Origin of the sequence: Citrobacter sp. Cpo015 (assembly GCF_030333035.1) — a bacterium.
GTDB lineage: Bacteria > Pseudomonadota > Gammaproteobacteria > Enterobacterales > Enterobacteriaceae > Citrobacter > Citrobacter portucalensis.
In genome coordinates this window covers 199,480-214,731 of sequence record NZ_JAOWGS010000039.1, presented here as the reverse complement: position 1 = coordinate 214,731, position 15,252 = coordinate 199,480, and the positions used below count along the sequence as shown (strand labels likewise).

The 15,252-nt window shown below is 54.3% G+C and carries 15 protein-coding genes; 4 read left to right on the top strand and 11 right to left on the bottom strand.

Annotation, left to right across the window (positions count from 1 at the left end):
- The first annotated feature begins 58 nt into the window (after window positions 1–58).
- Together glyQ and glyS are read left to right on the top strand one after the other, a co-directional pair.
- Window positions 59–970: a glycine--tRNA ligase subunit alpha gene (gene glyQ, locus OGY67_RS22640; protein WP_001168551.1), complete on the top strand. Its 912-nt coding sequence runs from the start codon at window positions 59–61 to the stop codon at window positions 968–970.
- Between the two features lie 9 nt (window positions 971–979).
- On the top strand, window positions 980–3,049 hold the full coding sequence (glyS, locus tag OGY67_RS22635) for a glycine--tRNA ligase subunit beta (protein WP_008786433.1): 2,070 nt from the start codon (window positions 980–982) through the stop codon (window positions 3,047–3,049).
- A 113-nt stretch (window positions 3,050–3,162) separates the two neighbouring features.
- Here the strand turns inward: glyS and cueP are convergent, their stop codons facing one another.
- The 3 genes from cueP to OGY67_RS22620 form a co-directional block, all read right to left on the bottom strand.
- Window positions 3,163–3,702 carry a copper-binding periplasmic metallochaperone CueP gene (gene cueP / locus OGY67_RS22630; RefSeq protein WP_032945331.1) on the bottom strand — a complete coding sequence of 180 codons (540 nt, stop codon included), beginning with the start codon at window positions 3,700–3,702 and terminating at the stop codon, window positions 3,163–3,165.
- A 187-nt stretch (window positions 3,703–3,889) separates the two neighbouring features.
- Complete coding sequence (cspE, locus tag OGY67_RS22625; RefSeq protein WP_000014594.1) at window positions 3,890–4,102, bottom strand: transcription antiterminator/RNA stability regulator CspE; 213 nt, start codon at window positions 4,100–4,102, stop codon at window positions 3,890–3,892.
- A 279-nt stretch (window positions 4,103–4,381) separates the two neighbouring features.
- Window positions 4,382–4,672, bottom strand: a complete 291-nt coding sequence (locus tag OGY67_RS22620) for an HTH-type transcriptional regulator (protein ID WP_003827383.1) — start codon at window positions 4,670–4,672, stop codon at window positions 4,382–4,384.
- Window positions 4,673–5,052: 380 nt separating this feature from the next.
- On the opposite strand from OGY67_RS22620, the gene OGY67_RS22615 reads away from it, so the two are divergent.
- Window positions 5,053–5,763: a DUF3053 domain-containing protein gene (locus OGY67_RS22615; protein WP_003827386.1), complete on the top strand. Its 711-nt coding sequence runs from the start codon at window positions 5,053–5,055 to the stop codon at window positions 5,761–5,763.
- Between the two features lie 58 nt (window positions 5,764–5,821).
- Here OGY67_RS22615 and ghrB read toward each other — a convergent pair whose 3' ends face one another.
- From ghrB to OGY67_RS22585, 6 genes are all read right to left on the bottom strand, one after another.
- Window positions 5,822–6,796 (bottom strand): glyoxylate/hydroxypyruvate reductase GhrB, encoded by a 975-nt coding sequence (gene ghrB, locus OGY67_RS22610; RefSeq protein WP_234102982.1) that lies wholly within the window; start codon window positions 6,794–6,796, stop codon window positions 5,822–5,824.
- A 22-nt stretch (window positions 6,797–6,818) separates the two neighbouring features.
- Window positions 6,819–8,099, bottom strand: a complete 1,281-nt coding sequence (locus tag OGY67_RS22605; protein WP_128611249.1) for an MFS transporter — start codon at window positions 8,097–8,099, stop codon at window positions 6,819–6,821.
- A 64-nt stretch (window positions 8,100–8,163) separates the two neighbouring features.
- Window positions 8,164–9,102 (bottom strand): sugar kinase, encoded by a 939-nt coding sequence (locus OGY67_RS22600; RefSeq protein ID WP_071446719.1) that lies wholly within the window; start codon window positions 9,100–9,102, stop codon window positions 8,164–8,166.
- A gap of 3 nt (window positions 9,103–9,105) precedes the next feature.
- Window positions 9,106–9,855 (bottom strand): sugar phosphate isomerase/epimerase family protein, encoded by a 750-nt coding sequence (locus OGY67_RS22595; RefSeq protein ID WP_234691913.1) that lies wholly within the window; start codon window positions 9,853–9,855, stop codon window positions 9,106–9,108.
- Window positions 9,856–9,954: 99 nt separating this feature from the next.
- Window positions 9,955–10,971 carry a LacI family DNA-binding transcriptional regulator gene (locus OGY67_RS22590; protein WP_286574548.1) on the bottom strand — a complete coding sequence of 339 codons (1,017 nt, stop codon included), beginning with the start codon at window positions 10,969–10,971 and terminating at the stop codon, window positions 9,955–9,957.
- A 104-nt stretch (window positions 10,972–11,075) separates the two neighbouring features.
- Window positions 11,076–11,738, bottom strand: coding sequence for an OmpA family lipoprotein (locus OGY67_RS22585; protein WP_003827397.1), 663 nt, complete (start codon window positions 11,736–11,738; stop codon window positions 11,076–11,078).
- 159 nt (window positions 11,739–11,897) lie between these two features.
- On the opposite strand from OGY67_RS22585, the gene OGY67_RS22580 reads away from it, so the two are divergent.
- Window positions 11,898–14,231: a molybdopterin guanine dinucleotide-containing S/N-oxide reductase gene (locus OGY67_RS22580; RefSeq protein ID WP_286574547.1), complete on the top strand. Its 2,334-nt coding sequence runs from the start codon at window positions 11,898–11,900 to the stop codon at window positions 14,229–14,231.
- On the opposite strand, the gene OGY67_RS22575 is transcribed toward OGY67_RS22580, so the two are convergent.
- Both OGY67_RS22575 and tag read right to left on the bottom strand, forming a co-directional pair.
- Window positions 14,200–14,640 (bottom strand): N-acetyltransferase, encoded by a 441-nt coding sequence (locus OGY67_RS22575; protein ID WP_008786424.1) that lies wholly within the window; start codon window positions 14,638–14,640, stop codon window positions 14,200–14,202. The two genes, OGY67_RS22580 and OGY67_RS22575, sit on opposite strands and share 32 nt — an antisense overlap.
- The gene (tag, locus tag OGY67_RS22570) at window positions 14,630–15,199 is read right to left on the bottom strand and encodes a DNA-3-methyladenine glycosylase I (RefSeq protein WP_032945325.1); all 570 of its coding nucleotides are present in this window, start codon (window positions 15,197–15,199) and stop codon (window positions 14,630–14,632) included. The genes OGY67_RS22575 and tag overlap by 11 nt, the downstream gene beginning before the upstream one ends.
- Window positions 15,200–15,252 lie beyond the last annotated feature (53 nt).

The following is a 15,252-nucleotide window of genomic DNA, read 5'->3' as shown; positions in this document are numbered from 1 at the left end:
AGCCAGCGGGTATACTGACCGCTTCCTTTAAATCCACACGTATCCAGCACGAAATAATATGCAAAAGTTTGATACCAGGACCTTCCAGGGCTTGATCCTGACCTTACAGGATTACTGGGCTCGCCAGGGCTGCACCATCGTTCAACCATTGGACATGGAAGTCGGCGCGGGAACATCTCACCCAATGACCTGCCTGCGTGCGCTGGGGCCGGAGCCGATGGCGACTGCTTATGTGCAGCCTTCTCGTCGTCCGACCGATGGCCGCTATGGCGAAAACCCGAACCGCTTACAGCACTACTATCAGTTCCAGGTAGTGATTAAGCCGTCTCCGGACAACATTCAGGAGCTGTACCTGGGTTCTCTGAAAGAACTGGGTATGGACCCGACCATTCACGATATCCGTTTCGTGGAAGATAACTGGGAAAACCCGACGCTGGGTGCCTGGGGTCTGGGTTGGGAAGTGTGGCTGAACGGCATGGAAGTGACGCAGTTCACCTACTTCCAGCAGGTTGGTGGCCTGGAATGTAAACCAGTAACCGGGGAAATTACTTACGGTCTGGAACGTCTGGCCATGTACATTCAGGGCGTAGACAGCGTTTACGACCTGGTCTGGAGCGACGGCCCGCTGGGTAAAACCACTTACGGCGACGTGTTCCATCAGAACGAAGTGGAGCAATCCACCTACAACTTTGAATACGCCGACGTGGACTTCCTGTTCACCTGCTTCGAGCAGTACGAGAAAGAGGCGCAGCAGCTGCTGGCGCTGGAAAATCCGCTGCCGCTGCCTGCGTATGAACGCATTCTGAAAGCCGCCCATAGCTTCAACCTGCTGGATGCGCGTAAAGCCATCTCCGTCACTGAGCGTCAGCGCTATATCCTGCGAATTCGCACCCTGACCAAAGCAGTGGCAGAAGCTTACTACGCTTCCCGTGAAGCCCTTGGCTTCCCGATGTGCAACAAAGACAAATAAGAGGCGGCCATGTCTGAGAAAACTTTTCTGGTGGAAATCGGCACTGAAGAGCTGCCACCAAAAGCACTGCGCAGCCTGGCTGAGTCCTTTGCTGCAAACTTTACCGCGGAGCTAGATAACGCTGGCATCGCGCACGGCAACGTTGAGTGGTTCGCCGCGCCGCGTCGTCTGGCGCTGAAAGTCGCGAATCTGGCGGAATCTCAACCCGATCGCGAAGTTGAAAAACGCGGTCCGGCCATTGCCCAGGCGTTTGACGCTGAAGGTAAACCGAGCAAAGCGGCAGAAGGTTGGGCACGTGGCTGCGGCATCACGGTTGATCAGGCTGAGCGTCTGACTACCGACAAAGGCGAATGGCTGCTGTACCGTGCGCATGTAAAAGGCGAAAGCGCAGAAACGCTGCTGCCAAACATGATCGCCACGTCACTGGCGAAGCTGCCTATCCCGAAACTGATGCGCTGGGGCGCGTCTGATGTCCACTTCGTGCGTCCGGTTCACACCGTGACCCTGCTGTTGGGCGACAAAGTGATTCCGGCAACGATTCTGGGCATTCAGTCCGATCGCGTGATCCGTGGACACCGCTTTATGGGCGAGCCGGAATTCACCATCGATTCTGCCGATCAGTACCCGGAAATCCTGCGTGAGCGCGGCAAAGTAATTGCGGATTACGCTGAGCGTAAAGCGAAAATCAAAGCCGATGCTGAAGAAGCGGCGCGTAAGATTGGCGGTAACGCTGATCTGAGCGAGAGCCTGCTGGAAGAAGTCACCTCGCTGGTAGAATGGCCGGTAGTGCTGACCGCGAAATTCGAAGAGAAATTCCTCGCAGTTCCGTCTGAAGCGCTGGTTCACACCATGAAAGGTGACCAGAAGTACTTCCCGGTTTACGCGAACGACGGCAAACTGCTGCCGAACTTTATCTTCGTTGCCAACATCGAATCGAAAGATCCGATCCAGATTATCTCCGGTAACGAGAAAGTCGTTCGTCCGCGCCTGGCGGATGCCGAGTTCTTCTTCAATACCGACCGTAAAAAACGTCTGGAAGACCATCTGCCGCGTCTGCAAACCGTGCTGTTCCAACAGCAACTGGGTACGCTGCGCGACAAGACTGACCGTATCCAGGCGCTGGCGGGCTGGATTGCTGGTCAGATTGGCGCGGATGTTAACCACGCAACGCGTGCTGGCCTGCTGTCCAAGTGCGATCTGATGACCAACATGGTCTTCGAATTCACCGACACCCAGGGTGTGATGGGCATGCACTACGCGCGTCACGATGGTGAAGCGGAAGATGTAGCTGTTGCGCTGAACGAACAGTATCAGCCGCGTTTTGCTGGTGATGATCTGCCGTCGAACCCGGTAGCTTGTGCCGTGGCGATTGCTGACAAGATGGACACCCTGGCGGGTATCTTCGGTATCGGTCAGCATCCGAAAGGCGACAAAGACCCGTTTGCGCTGCGTCGTGCTGCGCTGGGTGTGCTGCGTATTATCGTTGAGAAGAACCTGAATCTGGATCTGCAAACGCTGACCGAAGAAGCGGTTCGTCTGTATGGTGACAAGCTGACCAACGCCAACGTGGTGGATGACGTTATCGACTTTATGCTCGGTCGCTTCCGCGCCTGGTATCAGGACGAAGGTTATACCGTCGACACCATTCAGGCCGTGCTGGCACGTCGTCCGACTCGTCCGGCTGATTTTGACGCACGTATGAAGGCGGTTTCGCACTTCCGTACGCTGGAAGCCGCGTCCGCGCTGGCTGCCGCGAACAAGCGTGTATCGAACATCCTGGCGAAGTCTGAAGAGACGCTGAATGACCGCGTGAATGCGGCAACGCTGAAAGAGCCGGAAGAAATTGCGCTGGCGATGCAGGTGGTTGTGCTGCGCGATAAGCTGGAGCCTGTCTTCGCTGCCGGTCGTTACCAGGAAGCGCTGGTTGAGTTGGCGGAACTGCGTGAACCGGTTGATGCGTTCTTCGAGAAAGTGATGGTCAACGTAGAAGATAAAGATCTGCGTATTAACCGTCTGTCTATGCTCGAAAAACTGCGCGAGCTGTTCTTGCGCGTGGCAGATATTTCTCTGCTGCAGTAACGACCCTGCGCTGACTTAGAAAATGCCGGATGGCGGCTTCGCCTTATCCGGCCTACGAGAGAAACACCAGTAGGCCGGATAAGCATTGCGCTATCCGGCATTTTTTTATGTTATTAGCGCAACTGCAATTTTGTCAGACAGGTCTGGCTGTCTTCCATCGTCTTAATAGGATACTCCGCCGTTTTACCGTTGTAGCTCACTGCGATGGTGCCTTCCATATTGCGCGGTAGCCATACCCCGACAAAGCCATTACGGCCGCTCTTCATCGCTTTTTGTACCACCACATCACCCTTGTTATCCGTCACTTTGACATTGAATGTCTTCTCCGGCATTTCGCCCTGGCAGCCAGAAAGGCTGTGGTTGAAGCAAGGATGTGTTTGCCATTCATACGGGGCAAACGACAGATAAAACTTGTCACCGAGCGGCAGGGTATAAACCTGATCGCCCGAAGAGAGCTTCAACGCGGTGCTGGTGATGGACGCGGAGTACGGCAGCGGGCGACTCTGCGGTGACTGATCAATCGTCTCTACGATTTGTTCGACGGATTTCCCGCTAAGCCCGTGTTCGGCCAGAAAAGTAGCTTCCGGCGTTGCCGCGAACGCAGTACCTGTAGTGAGCAAACCTAAAATCAGCAGCAGTGAGGATTTCGACATAGCTTCAATTCCTTGTGAAAATTGTGGAATATAGACTGGCTCACTATAAAGCTTACCCTTAGGGAAAGGTCAAAGGGGCGACGGGTAAAGTAATGCAAAGAAGCGTTTAGGTGGGATGTGCTGCGAAGTACAGATAAAAAAAATCCCCGCCGTTTGGCAGGGATTCAGAATTTTGAGCTTTTTAAGCTTACAGGCTGGTTACGTTGCCAGCTGCCGGGCCTTTAGCGCCGCTTTCGATGGTGAAGGAAACTTTCTGACCTTCGTCCAGAGATTTGTAGCCATCGTTCTGGATAGCAGAGAAGTGTACGAACACATCTTTAGAGCCATCGTCAGGAGTGATGAAGCCGAAACCTTTGTCAGCGTTGAACCATTTTACGATACCAGTCATTTTACCGGACATAGTGTATTACCTTTTAAAAAATAAGTGTGCCTTTCGGCGATATGGCGTGCTTTACAGATTTTTTAACAGTAAAGGAAATGCTCACTACGAAGGGTATCAACGATAACTCTTGAAGGGACTTGCCTTACTAACTGCTGTAATGGTCTGTACGTCAAACCGTTGAGGGCATTAACTCATTTTACGCATGTGGATGCAACTACTATTTTCTTTTTTGTGGATAACCTTCGTAAGAGAACGGCCCTGAAACAGGACCGTTCTTAAGCAAAATTGAAAAATAGTTCAATCCATCAGTTGCTTACTTAACCTAGGGTCTGCCTGAATCAGGCGCATTAACTTCAATTCGGTAGTGGAAGGCTTTACGCGTTTAGACTCCCATTCATGAACCATCGCGACCGTCACGCCCATCACTCGGGCAAAATCATCTGTTTTTAAACCTGTCCCTCGTCGTAGCTGTTCAAATTCGGTGAAAGGGTTGGTTTTTTGCGGCAGAGTGACCGTCTGCGATACATCTTTAAAAACAATCTGCTCCAGACTGCTTAGCAGTTCAAACATAGGATCTTTGTATTCCATTGAGAACTCCTACAAATCACACAGCGGGATCGTGAATTTCTTCGAAGCTCATTAAGAGTAGTCGGAAAAAATGAAGCCGGATTTAAGGGTTGTGTGATGGATTCGTTTCAGCGGATCGCAGGTGACAATCTTTTGCTGGCTAACGAACTGATAAAGGTCGGGATCTCCGAACGATCGATTCCGATTGTAAAGATGACTAAAATATGACGCCGAGTGGTAAATGCAGCATTGTTTAGCAAAACGAACGGTGGCGGGAACGGTTATTTTCCCCCACAAGATTACGCGGAAAGGGTATCTTGCGGGGCTGACCTGGACTATCCTTGTCAACGTCAGGCACGCGGGTGTCGTTGTGCGCATTTTTGGGTGAAAGGAGTATTAAAATGGCGACAGGTAAGTCCTGCTCTCGCTGGTTTGCGCCTGTTTTGGCGCTCTTAATGGTAGTTGGCCTGAGTGGGTGTTTTGATAAAGAAGGCGATCAACGCAAAGCGTTTATCGATTTTCTGCAGAATACTGCAATGCGTAGCGGAGAGCGTTTACCAACGCTGACCGCCGATCAGAAAAAACAGTTTGGCCCGTTTGTGTCCGATTACGCGATTCTGTATGGCTATTCGCAGCAGGTTAATCAGGCGATGGACTCCGGTCTGCGTCCGGTGGTTGATAGCGTAAATGCGATTCGTGTTCCTCAGGATTATGTGACTCAGCGTGAACCGCTGCGTCAGGCAAATGGTGCGCTAGGTGTATTAGGGCAACAGTTGCAGAATGCGAAACTACAGGCAGATGCTGCGCATGGCGCGCTGAAGCAGGGCGAAGATCTGAAGCCGGTCTTTGATCAGGTGTACAACAAAGTTGTTACTGCACCAGCAGAGGCCTTACAGCCGCTGATCCCTGCCGCGCAGATTTTCACGCAGCAGTTGGTGCAGGTTGGTGATTTTGTGGCACAGCAGGATACGCAGGTGAGCTTTGTCGCCAACGGTATCCAGTTCCCAACGTCACAGCAGGCAAGTCAGTACAATACGCTGATTGGCCCGTTGGCTGCTCAGCATCAGGCATTTAATCAGGCCTGGACTGCTGCGGTGAATGCCGCTCAGTAATTAAGATACGGTAATACATGAAAGGCCGGGTGAGCGTAAGCGCTACCCGGCCTTTTGTTTATGATGCGACCTGCGGGTTTACGCAGTTCTTCTCAACGTGTCCTTGCAGCGCATCGATTAAGTTATCCACCGCACAGGCCGCCATGTTGTAGCGCGTTTCGTGCGTGGCTGAACCAATGTGCGGTACGGCCACCACGTTGGGCAGTGACAGCAGCGGTGAGTCTACCGATAATGGCTCTTGCTCAAATACATCCAGGCCAGCGGCATGAATTTCGCCTTTTTGCAGGGCAGCAATCAACGCTTTTTCATCGACCACCGGGCCACGTCCGGCGTTAATGAAAATGGCGGAAGACTTCATTTTGGCAAACTGCTCGGTGCTGAACAGATGATGCGTTTCGTCGGTCAACGGCAGGATCAGGCAGACAAAATCAGACTCCTGCAACAGCGTATCGAGGTCGCAGTAACGTGCATTGAAGCGCTCTTCTGCTTCCTGATGATGACGGCGCGCATTATAGAGAATCGGCATGCTAAAGCCGAAATGCGCACGTTGTGCCAGCGCCAGCCCAATGCGGCCCATACCGACAATCCCCAGCGTTTTGTGGTGTACATCGGTACCAAACCAGTCCGGTCCGATACTTTTGGTCCATTCGCCGACCTTTACCCGTTCAGCAACTTCCACTACGCGGCGAGCGGTGCTTAACACCAGCGCCATTACCGTATCGGCGACGGTTTCCGTCAGCACGGTTGGCGTGTGCATCAACAGCACCTTACGCGCGTTGAGGGCATCGACGTCGAAGTTGTCATAGCCTACAGAAATCGTGGATGTCGCACGCAGCCTGGGCATTTTCTCCAGCAGAGCGGTATTAACGGCTTCACTGGAGCCCAGCAGACCTTCTGCATTGGCAAAAGCGTCGGCGTGCAGTGCGACCGTTTCCGGGCGCAGGTTAGGCACCTGAGTCACAGTAAAATGTTCTTCCAGGCGATGCAGTAAATCGTCAGGTAACGCTTTATAGAGAATAATGGACGGCTTCATGCGAATCTCCGTAAGTTAAAATTTAAGCGTGGCGTGCGCCAACCGGAATTTGAGAATTATTAGCAGGCTTAACAATTAAAGTTAGCCACACTGAGACAAAAAGCGCTACCCCCATAAAAATGTACGAGGCAGACGGGCTGCCGGTAGCGCCATTGAGGTAGCCGACAAACCATGAACCAAAGAATGAACCTAGCGCGCCCATGCTGTTGATCAGCGCCATTGCCCCACCGGCGACGTTGCGCGGCAGCATTTCCGGGATGATGGCGAAGAAGGGACCATAGGGGGCATACATTGCCGCGCCTGCAATAACCAACAGCGTGTAAGAAATCCAGAAGTTGTCTGCGCCTACGGCCCAGGAGCCGATAAACGCGAACGCCGCGATCAGTAACAGTGGCCAGACAAACAGCTTACGGTTTTGCAGCTTATCGGACGCCCAGGAGACGAGGATCATCGCCGCCGTTGCCGCCAGATACGGTACGGATGACAGCCAACCAACTTCCACCATCCCCAGGTTTGCGCCGCCGTTGCGGATAATCGACGGCAGCCACAGGACAAAACCATAGACGCCAATACTCCAGGCGAAATACTGCATACACAGCAGGATGACGTTACGTGAGCGGAAAGCCTCGCTATAGTTACGTACGGCTTTGATGCCTTGCTGCTCTTTTTCCAGTTGTGCCTGAAGAGCGGCTTTTTCAGATTCTGACAGCCAACCGACCTGAGACGGTTTGTCTTTTACCAGCACCCACCAGCAGAACGCCCAGATGATGGCCGGGAAGCCCTCAATGATGAACATTTCCCGCCAGCCCAGCGCCTGAATCAGGTAACCGGAAACCACGGACATCCACAGGACGGTGACCGGATTACCGAGGATCAGGAAAGTGTTTGCGCGCGAGCGTTCAGATTTCGTAAACCAGTTGCTGATATAAATCAGCATTGCCGGCATCACGGCGGCTTCAACGACGCCAAGAATAAAGCGGATGGCGGCAAGCATTGGAATATTGCTGACCATGCCGGTTAACGACGCGCATGCGCCCCAGAGGATCAGACAGACAAAAATCAGTTTTCGTACGCTGCGGCGTTCAGCGTAAATTGCGCCCGGGATCTGAAAGAAGAAATAGCCGAGGAAAAACAGTGCGCCCAGCAGGGAAGAGATCCCCTTGGTAATGCCGAGGTCCTCGTTGATACCGGCGGCGGAGGCGAAGCTGAAGTTCGCGCGGTCAAGGTACGCCAGGCTATACGTGATAAACACGATTGGCATGATGTACCACCAGCGTTTTGCTGCATTAGTTGAGCTATTCATAGACTGCCCTCTGGTTATGCTGATACGCCGCCTCTGTATGTAGGGTACAGAGTTGGCCGGGAGTTTATTCCCCTAATTGTTCACGTGTGGGTAATCCTTCGCTGTCGCCCTGAACCTGAATGGCCAGTGCGCCAATTTTATTGCCGCGGGTCACCGCCTGATGCAACGAGCGGCCTTCCAGCAGGGCGCTAATAACGCCCACGGCAAAGCCATCTCCTGCACCGACCGTATCGACCACATTGTCGACTTTTACCGGTGCCACGCAGCCTTGTTCGCCGCTGGCGGTTTTGTACCAGGCGCCATCAGCCCCGGTTTTCACGATCACGGCCTTCACGCCATGGCGCAGATAAAAGTCGGCGATGGCTTCAGGCGTTTGCTGACCGGTTAAAATCATGCCCTCTTTTAACCCTGGTAAAACCCAGTCTGCCTGGAATGCCAGGCGGTTCAGTTTTTCCACCATTTCGGCTTCGCTTTTCCACAATACCGGGCGCAAATTCGGGTCGAACGAGATGGTCTTCCCCTGGGCCTTCATGGTGCGGGCGGTATGCGCCAGTAGTTCATAAGAGCTGGCAGAAAGTGCTGCTGCTACGCCGCTCAGGTGCAGGTGGCGCGCGCTGGCGAAATAGGCCTCGTGATAATCTTCAATGCTGAGGTGGCTGGCAGCGGAACCTTTACGGAAATATTCCACAATGGGATCGGTTCCATTTTCTACTTTAGATTTAAGCTGAAAGCCAGTAGCGTAACGCCCGTCCTGGGTGACTCCCTGCGCATCAATCCCTTCTTTTTCCAGCGACTTAACGATAAAACGGCCAAAGCTGTCGTTGCCAACGCGGCTCACCCAGCCGACCTTCAGGCCCAGACGGGCAAGACCGGTCGCTACGTTAAGCTCAGCGCCTGCAACGCGCTTGATAAATTGCTCCACATCCGCCAGTTCGCCGGTTTGCGTGGCGACAAACATCGCCATCGCTTCGCCAATGGTGACCACATCCAGTGAATTTTTCATGCGTTACTCCTCGCGTAACAGCTCGACGTAGCGGCGGGTAACCGCCACCAAATCCTGCCCTTCCAGGGGGAACTCAATGCCGCGCGGGACATCGTTGGGCAGCGTTTTTAGCAGCGCCAGCCAGCGCGGATCGGCTTCATCAGGCGGTACGGCGCGGTAGCTGTCGTGATATGCAACTGCGGCTTTGACATGGATATAGCCAACGGTTGACGCCAGGTTCTGCGCCGCCTGTTCCGGGGAGTCGCCCACCCACAGCCAGTTGCCCATATCGAAGGTTAAAGATATCGGCAGGTTTTGCGTCTGACAGGCTTCGTTAAAGCGCTGAATTGGCTGCAGGCGTCCGCAGTCGGTCTGATCGTTCTCGACAACCAGCTCCATTCCGCTATTGTCCAGCCATTGGCGTAGAACGTCGAACTGTTCGGTATGGGAAAAATGGCCGAGGGAGACTTTTAACCACAGCGCCTGCAAGGCCTGCGCTTCCTCAAGTAGTTCTGGAAGACGGGGGTTGAGGTTACCGTCTTCAAGGAACAACGGTTCAGGCGCTGAGTAACAGGCCAGCAGGCCGAAGATTTCGATCGCAGAAGCCATCGTAGAGAGCGTTTTCAGCTCGGCGTCGGTTAATAGCTCGCGGCGGATTTCGACGCCGTCAGCACCGGCTTCAGCGATGATGGGCAGCATTGCCGTTTGCCCGCCTGCGGCCCGTACCTGGTCATGCCCGTAAGCGGCGGTGACCACCATAATTTTTCTTTTCATGGAAACTCCAGACTAGCGTTCTTGTTATAACGCTAGATGGAACCGGTTCCAAAGGAAAGCCTATGATGTCGAATTTATGATCACCATCACGAAGGTAATTTAACGGGCGGTAGAGCCGCGCACGATCAGCTCGCCGGAGAAGACCTGTTCCTGAATGGCAGCGGAGCCGCCATCAATCCGGCGCACAACCTGCTCAACGGCGGTGTAACCAATCTGCCAGGTGGGTTGTTTCAACGTGGTAATACCAACGCCCGCCAGCTCAGCCCATTCCAGTTCGTCAAAGCCGAGTAAGCCAATGTCGCTCCCCCAGTTGAGGCCAATGCGTTTCAGGGCGCGGGCTACTTGTAGCGTGAGGGCACCGTTGGCAGAGATAACGGCTTTGCGCATTCCACGATGCTGCTGGTGAAACTGGCGCAGGGTGTCGTCCAGTTGCGTATTGTCCGTGAGCGGGACTTCGGCATTTTGCGCTATAACGCCAGGGTATTGCGCGAGCGTGGCGCGAAAAGCGCTCAGGCGTTCGCGGCGGGTATTCACCATGCCGAGTGGTTCGCTGAGGAACAGGATGGCTTCAAAACCTTGTTCGACCAGATGCTCGGTGGCAACCTTTGCCGCCTGGGTGTTATCCAGCCCGACCATATCACAGGCGAAATCGGGAATTTTACGGTCAATCAGCACCATCGGCAGCGCAGACTGTTGCAGGCGGTTCAGCCCCTCTTCGCGCATCCCGACGGCGTTGACCACTATCCCTTCGACCTGGTAGCTGCGCAGCAGGTCGAGATAATGCAGCTCCTGATCCACTTCGTTGTTGGTGTTACACACCAGCGGGGTAAAGCCTTTATCGCGACAGGCGGCTTCAATACCACTTAACACGTTGACGGAGTAGGGATTAGTAATATCGGCGATGATCAGGCCAATCAGGCGGGTACGACCATGTTTCAGGCCTCTTGCCATCAGGCTGGGACGATAGTCGAGATCGGCAATGGCTTGTTCAATGCGGGCCAGCAGCGCGTCGGAAAGCAGGTGCTTTTCACCGTTGAGATAACGTGAAATGCTGGTCTTGCCGGTTTTTGCAGCTTTCGCCACATCGCTGATGGTTGCCCGTGTTGATTTGCTCATCGCTGATTTCCCTGAATTTGGTGACAACACCTTAACGCGAAAATCAACGATGGCAAGTGCTTCATGCCGGATGGACGCGGTCTGCTTCCATCCGGCACAAAACGTTACTGGATCGGGCTTAAGGTAATTTCTACGCGGCGGTTTTGCGCTTTACCTTCCGCTGTGCTGTTGCTGGCGATCGGATTTGCCGGGCCCATACCCTGAGTGCGGATGCGGTTAGCTGCGACCCCTTGAGTGATCAAGGCGCTGGCTACGGAGTCTGCGCGCTGCTGTGACAGACGCATATTCAGATCCTGGCTGCCGGTGCTGTCGGTGAAGCCCAGCACATTGACGGCGGTTTTATTGTACTCTTTCAGTACCATCGCCACGCCGGTCAGGGTGTTAGCACCCGCAGGCTTCAGGTTGGCGCTGCTGCTGTCGAAGGTGACGTTGTTTGGCATGTTCAGAATGATGTTATCGCCACTGCGTGTCACGCTGACGCCCGTTCCCTGCATTTTTTCGCGCAGTTTTGCTTCCTGTACATCCATGTAATAGCCGATACCACCGCCAACGGCCGCGCCAGCCGCTGCGCCAATCAGTGCGCCTTTGCCGCGATCTTTCTTCGAAGAAGAGAGTGCGCCAATGCCCGCGCCGACCAGAGAGCCAATACCTGCGCCAATGCCGGATTTACCCGCTTCGCGTTCGCCGGTGTAAGGGTTTGTTGTGCAGCCAGAAACCGCCAGGGCGCCGCTCACGATGGCAGCAATAACAAATACACGTTTCTTCATCTTAATTCCTTAATGACTTTTTCTTCTTTGCCACAGCGACCGTGGCGGTTGATTATGACGTGTGAACATGAAGAAAATTCCAGGGAAGACTCTGAAATTTGTAAGTAACATTGAACGGCATAATAAATAAGCCGTCACATCGCATTCAGGAGCGCCATCTTGGCTAATTCACCCGCACATTACTCGGTGTTAACCGCCGCCCACTGGGGACCAATCCTCGTCGACACTGATGGGGAGACAGTTTTCTCCTCGCGTGGCGCGCTGCCCACCACTCATCCCAACTCTTTGCAAACCGTGGTGCGCGACCAGGTTCACAGTAAAACGCGGGTACGTTTTCCGATGGTGCGTAAAGGGTTTCTCGCCTCGCCGGAGAACCCACAGGGCGTACGTGGGCAGGATGAGTTTGTTCGCGTCAGTTGGGATGACGCGCTGAATCTTATCCATACGCAGCATAAACGCATCCGTGACAGCTACGGCCCGGCCTCAATTTTTGCCGGTTCGTACGGTTGGCGTTCCAACGGCGTGTTACACAAAGCGGCGACCCTGTTACAGCGTTATATGGCGTTGGCGGGCGGTTATACCGGGCATCTGGGGGACTACTCGACGGGGGCTGCGCAGGCGATCATGCCGTACGTGGTGGGCGGGAACGAAGTTTACCAGCAGCAAACCAGCTGGCCGGTGGTGCTGGAGAACAGCGAGGTGGTGGTGTTGTGGAGCGCCAATCCGCTGAATACCCTGAAGATTGCCTGGAACGCGTCCGATGAGCAGGGCCTCGCGTACTTTGAGGCATTGCGCGACAGCGGTAAACGGTTGATCTGTATCGATCCGATGCAATCGGAAAGCGTCGATTTCTTTGGCGATAAGATGGAATGGATTGCCCCGCATATGGGGACCGACGTAGCGCTGATGCTGGGCATCGCGCATACGCTGGTGGAAAACGGCTGGCATGACGAGGACTTTCTCGCCCGGTGTACTACCGGATATGACCGTTTTGCCGACTATCTGCTGGGTAAATCTGATGATGTTGCAAAAACGGCAGAATGGGCGGCAGAGATTTGTGGCATTCCGGCGGCGAAGATACGCGAACTTGCGGCGATATTTCACCAAAATACCACCATGCTGATGGCCGGATGGGGCATGCAGCGCCAACAGTATGGCGAGCAGAAACACTGGATGATTGTCACCCTGGCCGCCATGCTCGGACAAATCGGGACGCCAGGCGGCGGTTTTGGGCTGTCGTACCATTTTGCCAATGGCGGCAACCCAACGCGCCGGGCTGCGGTGCTGGCTTCAATGCAGGGCAGCGTTAAAGGCGGCACCGACGCGGTAGATAAGATCCCGGTGGCGCGAATTGTCGAAGCGCTGGAAAATCCCGGCGGTTTTTACCAGCACAACGGCATGGACCGCCATTTCCCGGACATCCGTATGCTGTGGTGGGCGGGCGGGGCTAACTTCACCCATCATCAGGACACTAACCGTTTAATTCGCGCCTGGCAAAAACCGGAGCTGGTGGTCATCTCGGAGTGTTTCTGGACCGCCGCAGCAAAGCATGCCGATATCGTGCTGCCAGCAACCACCTCCTTTGAGCGTAATGATTTGACCATGACTGGCGATTACAGCAACCAGCACCTGGTGCCGATGAAGCAGGTCGTACCGCCGCAGGACGAAGCGCGAAATGATTTTGATGTCTTTGCCGAGCTGAGTGAGCGCTGGGAAAAGGGCGGATATGAACGGTTCACCGAAGGTAAAAGCGAACTGGCGTGGTTGGAGACTTTTTACAATATTGCCGGGCAACGTGGGGCCAGTCAGCAGGTGACATTGCCGCCTTTCGCCGAGTTTTGGCAGCGCAACGCCCTGATCGAAATGCCGGAAAACGCCGCCAGCGCACAGTTTATCCGTTTTGCGGATTTTCGCTGCGACCCGCAGGCGCATCCGCTGAAAACGGACAGCGGCAAAATTGAAATCTACTCCGCGAGGATTGCCGGTTACGGCTACGCGGACTGCGGGGGACACCCGATGTGGCTGGAGCCGGATGAGTGGTTCGGTAACGCCGAACCGGACCAGCTACAGCTGCTTTCCGCCCATCCGGCGCACCGTTTGCATAGTCAGCTTAACTACAGTGCGCTACGTGAGCAGTACGCGGTAGCGGATCGTGAGCCGATAACGATTCATCCGCAGGACGCCCACGCGCGCGGCATTGCGGATGGCGATACGGTCAGGGTGTGGAACCAGCGCGGGCAAGTTCTGGCGGGCGCGGTGGTGACGGCGGGTATTAAACCCGGCGTCATCTGTATTCATGAAGGCGCCTGGCCTGATTTGGATCTCGCAGCGAACGGTATTTGTAAAAATGGCGCCGTCAACGTGCTGACCAAAGATCTCCCCAGCTCGAAGCTGGGGAATGGCTGCGCGGGCAATACTGCGCTGGCGTGGCTTGAAAAATATAGCGGACCAACGTTGGCGCTTACGGCGTTTGATCCGCCTGCCAGCCCATAATCCACGTGGGGTGGTGAGTCTCTTCCTGCCATGCGCCGTCTTCAATGCGAAAACCCAGCGCATGGTAGAAGTTCACCGCTGATTGATTCTTCTGGTAGACCTCAAGGCTGAGTATCGAAAAGCGCTGCTGGACATGCTGCACCAGCGCTTTGCCGATCCCGCTTCTGATGGCGGCAGGTGCGACAAACAGCGCGCCGAGAAAGCGGTCGTCAATCACGCTGGCAAAGCCTTTGAGCTCGCCTTCTTCTTCCCAAACCCAGGTTTGCGCGGCTGGCAGATAAACATCCCGCACCACGGATTCACTTTCGCGCCAGTAGCGCTCTTCGATAAATGGATGGGCATGGATTGTGCTTTCCATCCACAGCGCCAGAATTGATGGCAGATCGTCAGCCTTGGATTCACGAATCATGTTGTTCTCCCGGATAACAGATGCAGCTGGTGACATGGTCGTTGACCAGGCCGCACGCCTGCATAAAGGAGTAACAAATGGTGGTGCCGACAAACTTAAATCCGCGTTTTTTTAACGCTTTAGACAGCGCGTCTGACGCAGACGTGGAGGTGGGAATATCGCTCAGATTGGCGGCACGAGTCACTTGCGGTTGGTTATCAACAAATGACCAGACGAATTCGCTAAACGACTCTCCGTTTTGCGCCATCGTCAGAAAAGCGCGAGCGTTGCCGATAATGGCCTGAATTTTTCCGCGATGACGAATAATGCCGGCATCCAGTACCAGCCTTTCCACATCCTCTTCGGTCATGGCCGCCACTTTTTCCGGGTCAAAATGGTGGAAGGCGTGGCGATAGTTTTCCCGTTTCTTGAGCACGGTAATCCACGATAACCCGGCCTGCTGGCCCTCAAGGCAGATCATTTCGAACAGCTTTTTACCATCGGTTTCGGGGACGCCCCATTCCTTGTCGTGGTAGGCAATGTAAAGTGGGTCCTGGCTGACCCATCCGCAACGCTGCATATTCTTCCTCGCTGTTTTTACTGGCGTAAAAATTTCATTCGGCCCGCCTTGAC